Annotated in this window: 16 protein-coding genes and 1 pseudogene; 8 read left to right on the plus strand and 9 right to left on the minus strand. The window is 70.9% G+C overall.

The window, feature by feature from the left end; genetic code table 11:
• Together DW309_RS13380 and DW309_RS19685 are read left to right on the plus strand one after the other, a co-directional pair.
• Window positions 1–365, plus strand: a pseudogene (locus tag DW309_RS13380) (hypothetical protein); the annotation flags it as partial.
• Entirely contained in the window at window positions 362–538 is a 177-nt protein-coding gene (locus tag DW309_RS19685; RefSeq protein WP_168387276.1) for a DUF5302 domain-containing protein, read from the plus strand. The pseudogene DW309_RS13380 and the gene DW309_RS19685, both read left to right, overlap by 4 nt.
• Before the next feature lie 56 nt (window positions 539–594).
• On the opposite strand, the gene DW309_RS13385 is transcribed toward DW309_RS19685, so the two are convergent.
• A complete protein-coding gene (locus tag DW309_RS13385) occupies window positions 595–2031 on the minus strand; it encodes a cation:dicarboxylate symporter family transporter (protein WP_136045653.1) in 1437 nt (478 codons plus the stop codon).
• Between the two features lie 142 nt (window positions 2032–2173).
• On the opposite strand from DW309_RS13385, the gene DW309_RS13390 reads away from it, so the two are divergent.
• On the plus strand, window positions 2174–3457 hold the full coding sequence (locus tag DW309_RS13390; protein WP_136045654.1) for a sensor histidine kinase: 1284 nt from the start codon (window positions 2174–2176) through the stop codon (window positions 3455–3457).
• Entirely contained in the window at window positions 3454–4146 is a 693-nt protein-coding gene (locus tag DW309_RS13395) for a response regulator (protein ID WP_136045655.1), read from the plus strand. Before DW309_RS13390 ends, DW309_RS13395 begins: the two co-directional genes overlap by 4 nt.
• A 55-nt stretch (window positions 4147–4201) precedes the next feature.
• Here DW309_RS13395 and DW309_RS13400 read toward each other — a convergent pair whose 3' ends face one another.
• Both DW309_RS13400 and DW309_RS13405 read right to left on the minus strand, forming a co-directional pair.
• Window positions 4202–4846, minus strand: a complete 645-nt coding sequence (locus DW309_RS13400; protein ID WP_136035054.1) for an FMN reductase — start codon at window positions 4844–4846, stop codon at window positions 4202–4204.
• Between the two features lies 1 nt (window position 4847).
• Window positions 4848–6074, minus strand: coding sequence for an LLM class flavin-dependent oxidoreductase (locus DW309_RS13405; protein ID WP_136035057.1), 1227 nt, complete (start codon window positions 6072–6074; stop codon window positions 4848–4850).
• Window positions 6075–6188: 114 nt separating this feature from the next.
• On the opposite strand from DW309_RS13405, the gene DW309_RS13410 reads away from it, so the two are divergent.
• Together DW309_RS13410 and DW309_RS13415 are read left to right on the plus strand one after the other, a co-directional pair.
• Entirely contained in the window at window positions 6189–7319 is a 1131-nt protein-coding gene (locus DW309_RS13410) for an acyltransferase family protein (protein WP_136045656.1), read from the plus strand.
• On the plus strand, window positions 7316–8209 hold the full coding sequence (locus tag DW309_RS13415) for a serine hydrolase domain-containing protein (protein WP_136045657.1): 894 nt from the start codon (window positions 7316–7318) through the stop codon (window positions 8207–8209). The genes DW309_RS13410 and DW309_RS13415 overlap by 4 nt, the downstream gene beginning before the upstream one ends.
• 6 nt (window positions 8210–8215) lie before the next feature.
• On the opposite strand, the gene efeB is transcribed toward DW309_RS13415, so the two are convergent.
• The 3 genes from efeB to efeU are packed head-to-tail and all read right to left on the minus strand — an operon-like array spanning window position 8216 to window position 11716.
• Window positions 8216–9523: an iron uptake transporter deferrochelatase/peroxidase subunit gene (efeB, locus tag DW309_RS13420; protein ID WP_136035062.1), complete on the minus strand. Its 1308-nt coding sequence runs from the start codon at window positions 9521–9523 to the stop codon at window positions 8216–8218.
• 22 nt (window positions 9524–9545) lie between these two features.
• The gene (gene efeO / locus DW309_RS13425) at window positions 9546–10778 is read right to left on the minus strand and encodes an iron uptake system protein EfeO (RefSeq protein WP_136035064.1); all 1233 of its coding nucleotides are present in this window, start codon (window positions 10776–10778) and stop codon (window positions 9546–9548) included.
• Entirely contained in the window at window positions 10775–11716 is a 942-nt protein-coding gene (gene efeU, locus DW309_RS13430) for an iron uptake transporter permease EfeU (protein ID WP_136045658.1), read from the minus strand. The genes efeO and efeU overlap by 4 nt, the downstream gene beginning before the upstream one ends.
• Before the next feature lie 173 nt (window positions 11717–11889).
• On the opposite strand from efeU, the gene DW309_RS13435 reads away from it, so the two are divergent.
• Entirely contained in the window at window positions 11890–12894 is a 1005-nt protein-coding gene (locus DW309_RS13435) for an isopenicillin N synthase family dioxygenase (protein WP_136045659.1), read from the plus strand.
• Window positions 12895–12909: 15 nt separating this feature from the next.
• On the opposite strand, the gene DW309_RS13440 is transcribed toward DW309_RS13435, so the two are convergent.
• The 3 genes from DW309_RS13440 to rpsO form a co-directional block, all read right to left on the minus strand.
• Complete coding sequence (locus tag DW309_RS13440) at window positions 12910–13227, minus strand: transcriptional regulator (RefSeq protein ID WP_136045660.1); 318 nt, start codon at window positions 13225–13227, stop codon at window positions 12910–12912.
• On the minus strand, window positions 13220–14071 hold the full coding sequence (locus DW309_RS13445; protein ID WP_136045661.1) for a hypothetical protein: 852 nt from the start codon (window positions 14069–14071) through the stop codon (window positions 13220–13222). Before DW309_RS13445 ends, DW309_RS13440 begins: the two co-directional genes overlap by 8 nt.
• Window positions 14072–14239: 168 nt before the next feature.
• Window positions 14240–14509: a 30S ribosomal protein S15 gene (gene rpsO, locus DW309_RS13450; RefSeq protein WP_055993247.1), complete on the minus strand. Its 270-nt coding sequence runs from the start codon at window positions 14507–14509 to the stop codon at window positions 14240–14242.
• A gap of 184 nt (window positions 14510–14693) precedes the next feature.
• Between rpsO and DW309_RS13455 the strand changes: the two genes are divergently transcribed.
• Window positions 14694–15986 (plus strand): MFS transporter, encoded by a 1293-nt coding sequence (locus tag DW309_RS13455; protein WP_136045662.1) that lies wholly within the window; start codon window positions 14694–14696, stop codon window positions 15984–15986.
• Window positions 15987–16012: the final 26 nt, after the last annotated feature.

Genomic DNA, 16012 nt, shown 5'->3' on the forward strand with positions numbered 1-16012 from the left:
CGCCGCGCGTGCGGCAGGCGCTGGACGGCGCGAGACGGCGCCTCGACCGCGGCGCGGCCACGGTGCTGTTCACGGCGCGCTTCGTGCCCTTCGCGCGGCTCGCGGTGAACCTCGTCGCCGGAGCCTCGCATGTGCGACCCCTGCGCTACTTCCCCCTGGTGGTCGTCGCGGCGACCGGGTGGGCGGTGTACCAGGCCGCGGTCGGCGCCCTGATCGCCGCGGTGCTCCCCGGGGGGCCGCTGGTCGCGGTGCCGGTGTCGATCGTCGTGGCCGTGGCGCTCGGACTCGCTGTGGACCGGGTCGCCGCGCGACGCCGCGGCCGACTCCCCGCGCGCGACGACGGTGCCCTAGGCTCGGGGGCATGAGCACCGAAGAAGGCGCCTCCTCCTCGGAGGACATGAAGCGCAAGTTCAAGGAAGCGCTCGAGAAGAAGAACGCGCACCACCGGCAGGGCGAGGCCCACCTCGACGGCGACTCCGCCGTCCACGCCGCCAACGCCCCGCAGACGCGACGCGAGTTCCGACGCAAGAGCGGTTGACCGCGGTGATGCGGGAGCCGGTGATCACCGGCTCCCGCATCCCTGTCCCGCCCGTGTCATCCGCCGAGGGCCCGGTTGCGCGCGCGCTCCTCCTTCGCGGACATCTCGGTGACGGCGGCCTCGTGCAGTCCCTGGACGTCGGTGGCCTGCGGGTGCGGCGCCGCGTGGGCGTCCACCCCGTCGAGTCGTGATTCGTCGAACGGCAGCTCGCCGCTCAGGACCCGGCGTACGCGGTCGCGGTCGATCTGCCTGGTCCAGGTGCCGATCAGCAGCGTGGCGACCGCGTTGCCGGTGAAGTTCGTCAGCGCCCGCCCCTCGGACATGAACCGGTCGATGCCGACGATGACGCCGACGCCGTCGACGAGGTCGGGCCGGTACGCCTGCAGCCCGCCGGCCAGCGTCGCCAGGCCCGCTCCCGTGACGCCCGCCGCCCCCTTGCTCGCGATGATCATGAACACCAGCAGGCCGATCTGCTCCCCGATCGACATGGGCTGGCCCATCCCGGTCGCGATGAACAGCGACGCCATCGTGAGGTAGATCGCGGTGCCGTCGAGGTTGAACGAGTAGCCGGTGGGCACGGTGATGCCGACGACGGGCTTGGAGACCCCGACGTGCTCCATCTTCGCGATCAGGCGCGGCAGCGCGGACTCCGACGACGACGTGCCGACGATCAGCAGGTACTCCCTGGCCAGGTACTTCATGAGCGACAGGATGTTGACCCTGGTGACCGCCCACAGGAGCGTCCCCAGCACCACGAGGATGAAGACGATGCAGGTGATGTAGAACGCCACCATCAGGATCCCGAGGCTCCAGATCGCGGCCACCCCCGTCTTGCCCACGACGGCCGCGATCGCCCCGAAGGCGCCGATGGGGGCCAGCCACAGGATCATGCCGAGGATCCGGAACACGAGCTTCTGCAGCTGCTTGACCGCCTCCATGATCGGGGCTCCGCGCTCACCCAGCCCCTGCAGCGCGAACCCGGTGAGCAGGGCGATGAAGAGGACCTGCAGCACGCTCTCGCCCGTGAAGGCGGAGAAGAACGTCGCGGGGATGATTCCGAGCAGGAACTCCTGCGTCGTCGTGGCCTCCGTGGTCTCCGTCTGATAGCTGGCGTTCGCCATGTCGAGCCCGGAGCCGGGGTGGATGATGTTCCCCACGATCAGGCCGATCGCGAGCGCGAAGGTCGACATGACCATGAAGTAGAGCAGCGCGAGACCGCCGATCTTCCCGACCGTCGCCGCCTTCGCGATCGAACCGACACCGACCACGATCGTGCAGAAGATGATCGGCGCGATCATCATCTTGATCAGCGCGACGAATCCCGTGCCCAGCGGCTCGAACCCGCGTCCGACCTCCGGCCAGACCAGCCCGACGACCGCGCCGAGCACCACCGCGATGATCACCGAGACGTACAGCCAGGTGTGGCGGTCCCAGGCCTGCTTGCCTCGCCGCCAGTGGAACCGGGGAAGGGAGAATCCCGTCGTGAGCGCCATGCGTCCTCCTCGTGTCGACGTCGTCGTCCGAGCCGGTGGCCTCTGTGCCCCCGACCCCTTCCACGGTCTCCGCGCTCGCACGACGACGCCATTTGTGGTCGTATTGGTCCCTGCCGGACCCGTCGACGATCGGAGGAACGGGATGGCGCACGCCTCCCCAGGCCGCAGCGCCGCGTCGCGGGTGTTCGCGGCGCTCGTGGTGACCGCCGTGGTCGTCGGCGCGCTCGTCGCGCTGTTCCTCGTGGTGGAGGCGCAGCGTGCCGTCCGCTCCGAGGCCGAACGGCTCACCGCCGCCACAGCCGCCGCCCTCGCCTCCGCACCGGACGTGGTCGCACTGCTCACCCGCGGCGATACGGCGAGCGCCAGCGCGTCGCTCGAACCGTACGCGCTGGAGGTCATCGACAGGGCGGGGTTGGACTTCGTCACGATCATGACGCCGGAGGGTCTGCGCCTCACCCATCCCGATCCGACTCAGATCGGTGCGCCGTACCTCGGGACGGTCCCGTCCACCCCGCGCGTGCTCACCGAGGAGTTCCGCGGCACGCTCGGTCCGTCCGTGCGGACGATCGTCCCTGTTGTCGATGATGACGGCACCCTGGTGGGCTGGGTCGCCACGGGGGTGACGACCGAGACCATCTCCGAGACCCTGGTGCGGCGGTTGCCGCTGTCGCTCGCCATCACGGCGGGACTGGTGCTGCTCGGGGTGGGCGGTGCCCTGCTCGCCCGTCGGGTGACGCGGCGGTTCGCGGGCGACCTGCCGCCCGGGGAGCTGCGCGACGCGGTCTCCTCCTATGAGTCGGTGCGCACCCTCGGCGAAGCGCTGCGGGCGCAGACGCACGAGCACGGCAACCGCATGCACGCGGCGGTGGCGCTGCTCGAACTCGACCGCCGCGACGAGGCGATCGAGATCCTCACGCAGACGTCCCGGCAGAGCCAGTCCCTCGTGGACCAGGTCACGGCGCGGCAGCACGGCGACCCCGCGGTGGGCGCACTGCTGCTGGGCAAGGCCGCGCAGGCGCGCGAGCGCGGCATCGACTGGCGGATGGACATCGCCCCGGACACCCCGCGCACCCCGCTGGCGCCCGTCGACGCGGTGGCTGTGCTCGGGAATCTGGTCGACAACGCGATGGATGCCGCGGCGGAATCCGCAGACCGCTGGGTGCGGGTGTCGCTGCGGCGCGGCGATCATGGCGGCATCGTGCTGGAGGTGGCGGACAGCGGCCCGGGGATCCCGGTCGATCAGCGGGAGCGGATCTTCGCCCAGGGGTACACGACGAAGCCCGCGGGGCCGCACGGGCGCGGCATCGGGCTGGCCCTCGTCCGCTCCGTCGTGAGGGAGGCCGGCGGGGACGTGACCGTGGCGGGCCCGCCGACGGTGTTCCGGGTGACCCTTCCGTCGGCATCGTCACGCGGGAGCAGGTCGTGATCCGCGTCCTGCTGGTCGACGACGACCCGCTGACCCTCGAGCTGCATCGCACCTACCTCGCGCGGCTGGACGGCTTCGCGGTGGCCGGTGAGTGCACGGGAGCGCGCGCGGCTCTCACGGCCGTGCGGGAGCGACCCGGCGCTGGCGCGTTCGATCTGATGCTGCTCGACGTGACGATGCCGGACGGATCCGGACTGGAGGTGCTGCGCGCGCTCCGCGCGAGCGGTGCGGCGCTGGACGTGATCGCGATCACCGGCGTGCGCGACGCGGAGACCGTGCGGCAGATGGCGGCACTCGGCGTCTTCCACTACCTCGTGAAGCCGTTCGCGTTCGCGGTGTTCCAGGAGCGGCTGGAGCAGTACCGGGCGTATCGTGCCCAGGCGCACGGGACGACGGGCCCGGCGACGCAGGCGGAGATCGACGCGCTGCTGAGTCGGTCGACCGGAGCCATCGTCCTGCCGAAGGGGCTGTCGGCGACCTCGCTGGAGCGCGTGACGGCGGAGCTGCGCGCCCGCGGACCGCTCTCCGCGCGCGAGGCCGCCGAGCGCCTCGGACTGTCACGCGTGGCCGTGCGCCGCTACCTCGAGCACCTGGTCGTCGAGGGCGTGGCGGTGCGCGGTGCCCGCTACGGGACGCGCGGTCGACCCGAGACCGAGTACACCTGGCGGCGGGGACCGGCTGGGCGGTGACGCGCGCCCCGTCCCCGTGTCTCCACGGGAACGGGGCGCGGACGTCGGTGCGGGGTCACTCGCCCGCGAGGCCGCCGAGCATGTGTCCGAACGATCGACCCTCACCGAGATAGGTCGCCGGGTCGTACGGGTCGACGACCGTGGCCGCCTCGCGGCGGGCGACCGCCTCGGCCAGCTCCCTGGCACCCTTCTCGACGCGCTTGGCGAGCGGGGCCACGTCGTCGCCCGCGCCGCCCCAGTCGCTGGACGCCGCGAACACGCCGGTCGACACGGCCTCCGCATGCAGGTAGGCGAACAACGGGCGGATCGCGTAGTCGATCGCGAGCGAGTGCCGCGGGGTGCCCGCGTTGGCGCCGATCAGCACGGGCTTCCCGGTCAGCGCGTCCGGGTCGAGCACGTCGATGAACGACTTGAACAGGCCGGAGTAGCTGGTCGAGAAGATCGGGGTCACGGCGATCAGCGCGTCCGCCGAGACGACCGTGTTGATCGCGGTCTCCAGGGCGGGCGGCGCGAAGCCCGTGAGCAGGTTGTTGGTGATGTCGTGCGCGTAGTCACGCAGCTCGATCACGTCGACCGTGGCCTGGATGTCGCGCTCGGCGAGCGCCTTGACGGTCTCGGCGGCGAGCCGGTCGGCCAGCATCCGCGTGGACGAGGGGTTCGACAGGCCGGCCGAGACGACGGCGATGCGACGCGTGGTCATGTCAGGCCTCCTTCCGGCCGAGTCCGAACGCGGCACCCGCGGGTGCCGGGGTGTCCTGGTAGGGCGAGTCGCCCGTGAGGTTGTCGCCCCGGTTGGCGCCGGGTCGCGCCTGACGCGTGGGGCCGTCGCCGAACTCGGCCTTCACGCGCGCCGCGTGCGTCGGGGCGTCGGGCACGCCGGCCGGACGGTCCTTCGCGAGCTCCTTGCGCAGCACCGGCACGACCTCGGAGCCGAGGATGTCGAGCTGCTCGAGCACCGTCTTCAGCGGAAGGCCGGCGTGGTCGATCAGGAAGAGCTGGCGCTGGTAGTCACCGAAGTGCTCACGCATGCCCGCGTACCGGTCGATGACCTGCTGCGGCGAACCGACCGTCAGCGGCGTCATCTCGGTGAAGTCCTCCATGCTCGGGCCGTGGCCGTACACGGGGGCGTTGTCGAAGTACGGCCGGAACTGGTTCACGGCGTCCTGCGACTTCGCGGCCATGAACACCTGCCCGCCGAGTCCGACGATGGCCTGCTCGCGCGTGCCGTGGCCGTAGTGCTCGAAGCGCTGGCGGTACAGCTCGATCAGGCGCTGGTAGTGCTCCTTCGGCCAGAAGATGTTGTTCGCGAAGAACCCGTCGCCGTAGTAGGCGGCCTGCTCCGCGATCTCCGGGGTGCGGATCGATCCGTGCCACACGAACGGCGGGATGCCGTCGAGCGGGCGCGGGGTCGACGTGAAGCCCTGCAGCGGGGTGCGGAACTTGCCCTCCCAGTCGACGACGTCCTCGCGCCACAGCTTGTGCAGCAGGGCGTAGTTCTCGATCGCGAGCGGGAGGCCCTGACGGATGTCCTGTCCGAACCACGGGTACACCGGGCCGGTGTTGCCGCGCCCGAGCATCAGGTCCATGCGGCCGTCGGACACGTGCTGCAGCATCGCGTACTCCTCGGCGATGCGCACGGGGTCGTTCGTGGTGATGAGCGTGGTCGACGTCGAGACGATCAGCCGCTCGGTCTGCGCGGCCAGCGCCGCCAGGAACGTGGTGGGGCTGGAGGACCAGAACGGCGGGTTGTGGTGCTCGCCGATCGCGAAGACGTCGAGGCCCACCTCCTCGGCGTGGGTGGCGATGGCCAGCGTGGCCTTGATGCGCTCCTGCTCGCTGGGGGTGACGCCCGTGGTGGGGTCGCGGGTGATGTCGCTGACCGACATGATGCCGAACTGCATCGCCTGCGCGCCTGACTGCTCGCTCATGATTGCTCCGTGTTCTCCGAACCCGATGATCGTGCCACCCGGTTCTATTCATTTGAATGTAATCGTGTCAACGCGTGCACGGCAACTTTATTCCCGCGCCTGTAGCCTCGGAGGATGAGCACCACCGGGGCCGACATCACGGGGCCCGCCACCGGGTCCGTCCCGCGGAAGCGCCGGCGCGTGCCGTTCTGGGACAACGCCCGCTACGCGTGCATCGTCCTCGTCGTGCTCGGCCATGCGATCCAGCGGCTCATCTACGACTCCGACATCGCGTTCGCGTTCTACCTCGCGCTGTACGCGTTCCACATGCCGGCGTTCGCGATCATCTCCGGCTACTTCTCCAAGTCGGGCTCGCCCACCAGGACGCAGATGGCCAGGGTGATCACCGACATCGTCCTGCCCTACGTGATCTTCGAGACGCTGTGGACCCTCACCAAGTGGCTCGTCGAAGGTCAGGCCACCCCGAACTTCACCAAACCGAGCTGGACACTGTGGTTCCTCCTGGCGCTGGCGATCTTCCGCCTCGTCCTCCCCTACCTCGCACTGCTGCGCTGGCCGCTGCTGTGGACCGTCGTGATCTCGATCGGCGCCGGCTACCTCTCCAACGTCGACAGCACCTTCTCGCTGTCCCGCACGCTGGGCCTCCTCCCCTTCTTCACGCTCGGCTGGTGGCTGCGCGAGCACGACATCGTCAACCGGCTGCGCCTGCTGGACTTCCGCCCCTGGTGGATCCGCGCGGCGGCGATCGGCGTCTTCGCGGCGACCGGGTGGGCCGCCTGGAACTGGCTTCCGCTGTGGCAGGCCGCCGACCTGCGCGAATGGCTGTTCTACGAGGCCTCCTACTCCGACCTGGTCGGCACGCAGTGGTGGGCCGGCGCGATCCGGGTCGCCCTCATGCTGCTCGCCGTCGTCCTGTGCGCGGCGTTCTTCGCGCTGATCCCCCGCGGCTCGTACTGGTGGACGACCTTCGGCCAGTACACGATGTACGTCTACCTGCTGCACTCGTTCGTGCTCTATCCCTTCCGGGAGAGCGGTGTGCTGCGCGACCTCGAGCCGACCTGGTTCTGGCTGCCGCTCGTGACCGCGCTCTCGGTGGTCCTCGCGCTGCTGCTGGCCACCAAGCCCGTGCGACGGCTGTTCCGCCCGCTCGTGGAGCCGCGCCCGCGCTGGCTGTTCTCCGATCCCGAGCTCGCCGCGCGCGAGGGTCGCAGGAACGACCCGACCGGCTCGCGTCGTCCCCGATGAGCGGCGCCCCCGGAGCCGACGCCCTCTCCGTGAAGGACAGCCTGGTCGCGATCATCGAGGACACCGGCTTCCGCGCACACGGCCTCCACGTGCGCGCGGGCGATGGCACCGCCGAGCACCGCTGGGCGCCGGACGTGCGAGAGGACATCCAGTCGGTCGCGAAGGGCGTGTGCGTGCTCGCCGTGGCTCTCGCCGCCGACGACGGCGCGGTCTCGCTCGACGAGCCCGTGGCGCACCTCCTCCCCGATCACGAGCTCGGGCCGGGCGTCGACCGGGTGACGCTGCGCCACCTCCTGTCGATGTCGAGCGGGATCGACCTGCCCTGGTCGCCCACACTTCTGACCGACTGGCCCGACCTCGCCGCGGAGTTCCTGCGGCGCCCCTCCCGCGGGCGCGTCTTCCAGTACTCCAATGCCAGCACCTACACCGCCATGGCGGCCCTCGCCGCGCGCGTCGGCGACGTGGGCGACTACCTCGACGACCGCCTGCTCGGGCCGCTCGGCATTCACGGCGCGCGGTGGACCCGCTGCCCCCACGGCCGCATCGAGGCGGGCGGCGGTCTCGCGCTGCGCACCGAGGAGATGGCGCGCATCGGGCGGCTGATCCGCGACCGCGGCGCGTGGGAGGGGCGTCGGCTCGTGTCGCCGGAGCACATCGATGCGATGCACCGCGACGGCGTCGTCGCCGGCGTGAACCCGGGCTACGACCGCTACGCCCTCGCCGGGTGGGGCGGACCGGGACGGGCCTGGCGGCTGCACGGCGCCTACGGGCAGCTGATGATCTTCCTCGATGACGCTGTGGTGACGATCAGCGCCGACGACCACGCGGGAGCCGACGCACTGGCCTCGTCCGTCGTCGAGGTGCTGGAGGCCGCGCGGCTCGGGTCCTAGGGCCAGTCAGGCGAAGAGCTCGGCGCCCACGTAGGAGCCGGGCTTCGCGCCGGCCGGCACCGCCCAGATCCCCGACCCGACGTGGCGGATGTACTCGTTCATGCGGTCGGTCGCCAGCCGGCGCTGCAGCGTGATGAACTGCGCGGGGTCGCGCTGATACGACAGGAAGAAGAGCCCGGCGTCGAGCCGTCCGAGCGTGTTGTTGCCGTCCACGTAGTTGTAGCCGCGGCGGAGGATGCGCACGCCGTCGTTCTGCGTCGGGTGCGCGAGCCGCACGTGGCTGTGGGCGTCGATCGCGCCGCCGTGGAAGTCGGGCTCGGTGAACTCGTCGCCGCCGGAGAGCGGGGCGCCCTCGCCCTTGTCGCGGCCGATGATGGTGGCCTGCTCCGAGAGTCGCACCCGGTCCCACGTCTCGATCAGCATCGCGATGCGCCGGGCGACCAGGTACGAGCCGCCCGCGAGCCAGCCCGGATCGTCCGCGGCGGAGACCCACACGTGCTCGTCGAGCGCGGCGGTGTCGTCGGCGAGGATGTTTGCGGTGCCGTCCTTGAAGCCGAACAGGTTGCGCGGCGTGGCCTGCGCCGCCGTGGTGCGGGACGTCTTGCCGAACCCGAGCTGCGACCACCGCAGTCGCGCACGCCCGAACGCGATCCGGCTGAGGTTCCTGATCGCATGCACCGCCACCTGCGGGTCGTCGGCGCACGCCTGCACACAGAGGTCGCCGTGGGACATCTCGGGGTCGAGGTCGTCGCCGAGGAAGGCGGGCAGCCGCTCCAGCCCTGCGGGACGCTGCGCCGCGATGCCGTAGCGGTCGCCGGCTTCGTTCTCGAACAGGCTCGGACCGAACCCGATCGTGATGGTCAGCCCGGCGGACGGCAGACCGAGCGCTTCACCCGTGTCGTCGGGCGGGGCTTCCGGGCTGCCGCCGACGGCACCGCTCGCGCTGACCTCCAGTCCCTGCGTGAGGCGCGAGGCCGCGTAGCTCCAGTCCTGGAGCAGTGAGATCAGGTCGTCGCGGTCGGTGCGCGGCATCATGTCGAAGCTAGCGAAGTGCAGGTGGTCCTGCACGGGCGTGGTGATGCCGGCCTGGTGCACGCCGAAGAAGTCGTAGCTGTTCTGCGCGTCTTCGGCGGCGCGGGCGCGTCCGAGCGCGACGCCGCCGGTCAGTCCCGCCCCCAGGCCGACCGCGAGACCTGCGACCCCGCCGCCGACCGCGAGACCGAGCAGTCCGCGCCTGCTCAGCCCCGCGGGAGCGTCGACGCGTGCGGCCTCCGCCCGGTCCTCCGGTTCGCGGATCGGTTCGCTCTCGGTCATGTCCGGCGCCTCTGCGGTCCCGTCAGTCGAGCACCGTCGCGGTCAGCTGCGACAGCGGCTCGGCCAGGGCGTTGATCAGGTCGGTCAGCTCGCGCTTGTCGTCCGCCGTGAGGGTGGCGTACCCGACGAACCCGTCCGCGAGGGAGCCGTGCGTGGCGAGCGACGACTCGAGCGCGGCGTACCCCGACTCGATCTCGTCGACCAGCGCGGCGCCGTCGTCGCCCTGCGCCGTGGCGAAGTCCTGCACCAGGGAGAACGCCATCTTGGAGCCTTCGACGTTCGCCGCGAAGTCGAACAGGTCGGTGCCGGACCACCAGTCCTCCTCGCCGGAGATCTTGCCGGTCGCGACCTCGTCGAGCAGCGCGATCGCGCCATTGGAGACACCGGCGATGCCCTGGTCTTCCAGGGTCGTGGTGAAGTCGTCGGAGTGCACGTAGTCGTACAGCTCCTGCACGTCGGCGAGCAGCAGGTCGCCGTAGTCGGCGCGTTCCTCGGGCGTGGACGGGGCCCAGCCCTGCCACGCGGGCGTCTCCCCGTCGGCGTTGAGGGCGTCCTGCGCCGGCACCCACAGGTCCTTCTCGATGCGGTGGAAGCCGGTCCAGTCGAGCCCGTCGGCCACGGCGTCGACCTCGCGGAAGTCGATGCGCGGATCGAGGTCGCCCAGCGCCTCGGCCACGGGCTCGATGCGCTCGTAGAAGGCGCGGGTCTGCGGGAAGAGCGTGCGGGCGGTCGCGTCGTCGCCGGACTGGTACGCGGCCACGAGCTCTTCCACCGCCGGCACGAGCTGACCGACCTGATCCTTCACGAACGCCGCGTACAGGTCGACCGCCTTCGTCTTCTGCTCGGCGTCCGGCCCGTCGACGGCCACCGGGTCGCCCGTGACGGTGAAGGCGGCCTTGCCCACGCCGTCGCCCACCATGCCCGGCTTGCACAGCGTGAAGTAGTCACCGGGCTGCACCACGACCGTGAGCGTACGCGACGCCGCCGGCGCGATGTTCTCGACCTCGCCGACGATGCGCAGGCCGTCGTCCGCGAGCAGGTAGAACTCCGACACCTGGTCGGTGTCGTTCGAGACGTCGAACGTGAGGGTGCCGCTCTCCGCGGTGGCGGCCGAGACCGCGCAGTCGGAGTCGGTGGACGACACGTCGAAGGCGGCCGTGGCCGCGGTGTCCTCCTTCGCGACGCAGCCGCTCAGGACGAGGACGGCTGCGCCGGTCACGGCCAGCACCCCCAGGGACCGGGACGAGATGGTCATGATGCTCCTTGCTGTGAGAGAGGGGTCGCCTCGGTGCGAGGGCGCGGCGTCGGTGCCGCGGAGCGACGCCGCGGGCGGAGGCCACGCACGTAGAACGCGCCGACGATGGCGAGGTAGAGGACCCAGGCGGTCACCTGGAGCCAGGTCATGGCCGGCATGAAGCCGATGGTGGCCTGCAGCACGGCGGCGAGGGGTCCACCGGGCGCGATCGCCGACGACACGTCGAAGGCCCAGCCGAACGGGAAGCCGGCCGCCCCCACGGCGACCGCGCCGGTGGCCGCGTCGATCGGCGCGGCGGCCGTGAACGGACCGGGCAGCGCCCCCGCCTCCTGCAGATCCATGACGGCGTATGCGAGCACGCCGGCGGCGACGATCACGAGGAACCCGCCGGTCCAGGCGAAGAACCGGCGCAGGTCGAGGCGCAGCGCGCCCCGCGAGATCAGCCAGCCGAGGGCCACCGCGGCGAGCAGACCGAGCAGCGCGCCCAGCAGCGCGGAGGGCGCGTCGCCGAACGACTGCACCATCGACCACAGCAGCAGGGTGGTCTCGATACCCTCCCTGGCGACGGAGACGAAGCCGATCGCGACGAGCGCCCAGAGTCCGCCCGCGGTGAGCGCGCGGTCGACGCCGCCCTCGAGGGTCGCCTTCATCGTGCGTCCGGCCCGCTGCATCCAGAAGATCATCCAGGTGACCATCGCGACCGCGAGCAGGGACAGCCCGCCGCCGATCAGCTCCTGGGCGGTGAACGTGAGCTCGTACGCGCCGAAGGTGAGGACCGCACCGATGGCCAGAGCGAGCCCGACCGCGAGACCGACGCCGGCCCAGAGCTTCGGGAGCGCATCACGCCGGTCGAGACGCCGCAGGTAGGCGACGAGGATGCCGACGACGAGCGCGGCTTCGAGCCCCTCGCGGAGGCCGATGAGGAAGGTGGCGAGCACGGACGGTGTCCCTCTGATGAAGACTGAGGTAAGGCATCCCTTACCAACGAGACTCTAGCACCGCGACACCCGTTCCCCCGACCGGATGACATCCGCCGGTGCCGGGACACCCGCCCGAGTAACGCGACGCAACACTCGCCCGCGGCCCGAGAACCTCGACATACCCTCGGTCCATGGCTGAACTCTCGCTCCCGATCCTTGACCTCTCCCAGCTCGACCAGGGCCCCGAGGCCGCGGCGCGGTTCCGCGACGAGCTGCGTGCCGCGACCCACGACGTCGGCTTCTTCTACCTCACCGGCACCGGCGTCTCTCCCGAGCTGGAGGCGCGCCTGCACCGCGCCGCACTCGACTTCTTCGCCCTCCCCGAAGAGGACAAGCTCGCGATCGAGAACGTCAACAGCCCCCACTTCCGCGGCTACACCCGGGTCGGCGGCGAGCGGACCCAGGGCAAGGTCGACTGGCGCGAGCAGATCGACATCGGCCCGGAGCGCGAGCCCGTGAGCGACGGCCCCGCCTTCAACCGCCTGATCGGCCCGAACCTGTGGCCAGCGGCCCAGCCCGAGCTCCAGGCCGTGGTCGCGGAGTGGCACGAGACGCTGTCCGAGGTGTCGCGCACGCTGCTGCGCGCGTGGGCACAGACCCTCGGCGCCGACGAGAGCTACTTCGACGAGCACTTCGGCGAGCCATCGACCCTCATCAAAATCGTCCGGTACCCCGGCACGCACGAGCCGGAGCCGCAGCAGGGCGTCGGCGCGCACAAGGACTCCGGGGTACTCACGCTCCTGTGGGTCGAGCCGGGCAAGGGCGGCCTCCAGGTGGAGCGGGACGGCAGCTGGGTGGATGCACCCCCGGTGCCCGGCGCGTTCGTGGTGAACATCGGCGAGCTGCTGGAGTACGCAACGGGCGGCTACCTGAAGGCCACGAACCACCGCGTCGTGTCGCCGAAGGCCCCGGACGAGCGCATCTCGATCCCGTTCTTCTTCAACCCCGCGCTCGACAAGCGACTACCGCTGATCGAGCTGCCGGACGAGCTGGCGGCCGAGGCCACAGGGGTGACCGACGACCCGAGCAACCCGATCCACGCGCTCTACGGAGAGAACGCCCTGAAGTCACGGCTGCGCGCCCACCCCGACGTCGCCGCGATCCATCACGCCGACCTCGTGGGCGGCCCCGCCTGAGACGCGGACGGCGACTCACGCCTCGTCCGCCCCCGCGATCTCACGCAGCGCGGCCAGGTGCGCGGCGAAAGCCATGCGCCCCTTCCGCGTCGATCGCACCCAGTCCCCGCCGGTGGCGCGGAGGAGACGACGGTCGACCACGACGAAGCGCTGCGCCTCGAGGCGACGGATCGCATCGCGAAGGCCGCCCGAGTCTCCCGGGAAGATCCGCCGTAGCGTCTCCACCTCGAGATCAGCGCCGTCGTTCAGCACGGCCATGAGGCCGAAGGCGATCGACGGTGCGAACGTATCGTCCAGCCGGGCCACCGGCTCCATCGATTCCGCCCTACTCATGTCCGCGCCCCGGCACGGCGGCGGCCCCGCCGAACAGCACCACCACCCCCGCCGCCACGGCCGCCGCCGTCGTCGGCTCAGGGGACAGCATGACGAGCACTCCCGACGCGATCGTGGCGACCAGCAGCGCCACGACCTGGGGCCACCGCCACGATGCCCCGATCGTCGTCAAGCCGATCGCCGTCGTCGATGCCGCGGTCCACACGAGAACGACCGCCATCGTCACGAGGAGGAGGAGCATCCCGGTCGCCGGGTCTGCGGGAACCGTTCCGAGCCAGGCCGCCGCTCCCACCACCAGACCGACGAGCACCGTGCCCCACCGCGCCGGAACCGAGAGCCGCTGCGGCTCCTGGCGCGTCGGCCGCGGAGCCCGCAGGAGCGCTACCGTCCCGTAACCGCCGAAGCCGAGCAGCGTGGCCGCCGCGGGCACCATTAGCCAGAGCGGAGAGACTCGTTCGTTCATGCTGACGAGGAGGAGGGTCGCCACCCCGGCCAGAACGAGCCCGACACCCCCGACGATCAGGACCCGGCGGACGGGCGCCGGACGCACACCCCGGTCGCTCCGGGCGATGAAGCCCTCGCCGAGCTGTCCCCACAGGATGGCCAGGACGAGGAGCGCCTGCCAGCGCAGAGAGGGCGTGCGATCGCGCATCATCGAGGCCGCGATGCACAGGTACGCCGAGAACCAGACGCCGCTGACGATGCGGAGCCACGCGACCGGGCGCCGGTCGACCAGACGGTCGCGCCGCTCGACGATCGCCTCGGCGTAGGCGAGGTATTGACGGGCGACATCCGGGTCAGGCGGCTCGAGGGGCGTCTGCACTGCGGCGGATGTCGGATCCACGTCGATCTCCTCACGTCACGAGTTGCCTCGTCCGTTATAAGAAGGCGCGGGCGGAACGGCAATATTCGGCTCGCTACAACACATCTGCACATGACGAAGGCCGCCCCACACCGTGGGGCGGCCTTCTCAAGAATGTTCTGCGCGATTGAACGCTGGGTTCGCTCTGCCTTATCGGCGGAGTCCGAGACGCTCGATCAGCGAACGGTAACGCTCGATGTCGATGTCCTGGAGGTAGCCGAGCAGACGACGGCGCTGACCCACGAGCAGGAACAGACCACGACGCGAGTGGTGGTCGTGCTTGTGCTCCTTGAGGTGCTCGGTGAGGTCCTTGATGCGCTGCGTCAGCATTGCGACCTGCACCTCGGGGGATCCGGTGTCACCGGGGTGCGTCGCGTACTCTTCGATGATCGCCTTCTTGACGTCTGCTTCCAGTGCCATAGATTCGATCCCCTCTCTGCTTGTTGCGCGGCGCCCGACGCCTGATGCGTGAGCTCTCTTTATCCGCGGCCGATCGAACGGCAACCTGACGAGTCTACCAGCCCGGGCGAGCCCTGAGCGACACGGCCGACCAGCGCTCCCGCGCACTCCACTACGCTCGAGGAGTGCGGGAGAGGTGCGTGGCGTGAACGCGGGACGAGGACATCTGATCGACCTGACGCCGCTGCGGATCAGCCCCGCTTTCGCACGCATGTGGATCGGCTCGACGCTCGCGGGCATCGGCGGCCAGCTCACGATCGTCACGGTGATGCTGCACGTGTTCGCCCTCACCGCGAGCACGTTCGCAGTGTCGATGATCGCGGTGGCCGGGCTCCTGCCGATGGTCCTGGCCGGCCTGTACGGCGGCATGCTCGCCGACGCCTTCGATCGCCGTCGCGTCGCCCTCATCGCCGCCACCGTGACCTTCGCCTCCACCGCTCTCCTCGCGGCGCTCACGTGGACCGGTGCCGAGACGATCTGGTGGCTGTACGCGCTGAGCATGATCAACTCGGCCGCCAACTCGGTGGGCATGGCCACGCGCACGGCGATCGTCCCCCGCCTCATCCCCCGCGAACAGCTCGCCGCGGCGTCCGCGCTCAACGGTGTCGCCTTCGGGCTGACGGTCATGGCCGGTCCGGCCCTGGCCGGCCTGCTGGTCGCCCTCACGGGCTACGGCTGGACGTACTCGATCGACGTCGTGCTGATGCTGTCGATGTTCCTCGGCCTGTGGACGCTGCCCTCGGTGCGTCCGGAAGGCGAGATCGTCCGCCCCGGTCTCGCCTCGCTCGTCGACGGCTGGCGCTTCCTCCGCCGCGCGAGCAACATCCGGATGCAGTACGTCGTCGACATCATCGCGATGACGTTCGGCCAGCCCCTCGTCCTCTTCCCCGCGCTGGGCACGCTGCTGCTGGGCGGGGGCGCGGTCACCACCGGCATCCTCACCGCAGCCGTGGCGGTGGGCACCTTCGCCTCGAGCCTGTTCTCGGGCCGGGTCGTGCAGTACCGCTGGCACGGTCGCGGGATCGCACGCGCGGTCGAAGCCTATGGCGCATCGATCCTGCTGTTCGGTGTGGTGCTGCTCGTGGGCGCCTTCTCCTCCCCCGCCGACGAGGACACACCCCACGTCGGACTGATCATCGCCGCCTGCGTGGCCCTCGCGCTGTCCGGCGCCTCCGACAACGTCAGCTCGATCTACCGCAACACGATGATGCAGGCGGCCGTGCCCGACACCATGCGCGGACGCCTGCAGGGGCTGTTCATCGTGGTGGTCGCCGGCGGCCCGCGCATCGGCGCCCTCTACGCCGGCACGCTCGCCACGCTCACGACGCTGTGGTTCCCTCCCCTGCTCGGCGGGGTCCTGGTGATCGCGCTGGTCGCGCTGATCGCCGGGCGCAACCGCCGCTTCCGCTCCTATGACGCAGAGAACCCCGAGCCCTGACGGACCCGGGGTTCCTGAAGCCGTGT

Source organism: Microbacterium sp. K41 (genome assembly GCF_004794395.1).
Lineage (GTDB): Bacteria > Actinomycetota > Actinomycetes > Actinomycetales > Microbacteriaceae > Microbacterium > Microbacterium sufflavum.

Coding starts and splice junctions, on each gene's coding strand:
- DW309_RS13390 (WP_136045654.1), top strand. CDS start 2,174: ATGGCGCACGCCTCCCCAGGCCGCAGCGCCGCGTCGCGGGTGTTCGCG.
- DW309_RS13410 (WP_136045656.1), top strand. CDS start 6,189: ATGAGCACCACCGGGGCCGACATCACGGGGCCCGCCACCGGGTCCGTC.
- DW309_RS13440 (WP_136045660.1), bottom strand. CDS start 13,227: ATGAGTAGGGCGGAATCGATGGAGCCGGTGGCCCGGCTGGACGATACG.
- efeO (WP_136035064.1), bottom strand. CDS start 10,778: ATGACCATCTCGTCCCGGTCCCTGGGGGTGCTGGCCGTGACCGGCGCA.
- DW309_RS19685 (WP_168387276.1), top strand. CDS start 362: ATGAGCACCGAAGAAGGCGCCTCCTCCTCGGAGGACATGAAGCGCAAG.
- DW309_RS13435 (WP_136045659.1), top strand. CDS start 11,890: ATGGCTGAACTCTCGCTCCCGATCCTTGACCTCTCCCAGCTCGACCAG.
- DW309_RS13405 (WP_136035057.1), bottom strand. CDS start 6,074: ATGAGCGAGCAGTCAGGCGCGCAGGCGATGCAGTTCGGCATCATGTCG.
- efeB (WP_136035062.1), bottom strand. CDS start 9,523: ATGACCGAGAGCGAACCGATCCGCGAACCGGAGGACCGGGCGGAGGCC.
- DW309_RS13385 (WP_136045653.1), bottom strand. CDS start 2,031: ATGGCGCTCACGACGGGATTCTCCCTTCCCCGGTTCCACTGGCGGCGA.
- rpsO (WP_055993247.1), bottom strand. CDS start 14,509: ATGGCACTGGAAGCAGACGTCAAGAAGGCGATCATCGAAGAGTACGCG.
- DW309_RS13400 (WP_136035054.1), bottom strand. CDS start 4,846: ATGACCACGCGTCGCATCGCCGTCGTCTCGGCCGGCCTGTCGAACCCC.
- DW309_RS13415 (WP_136045657.1), top strand. CDS start 7,316: ATGAGCGGCGCCCCCGGAGCCGACGCCCTCTCCGTGAAGGACAGCCTG.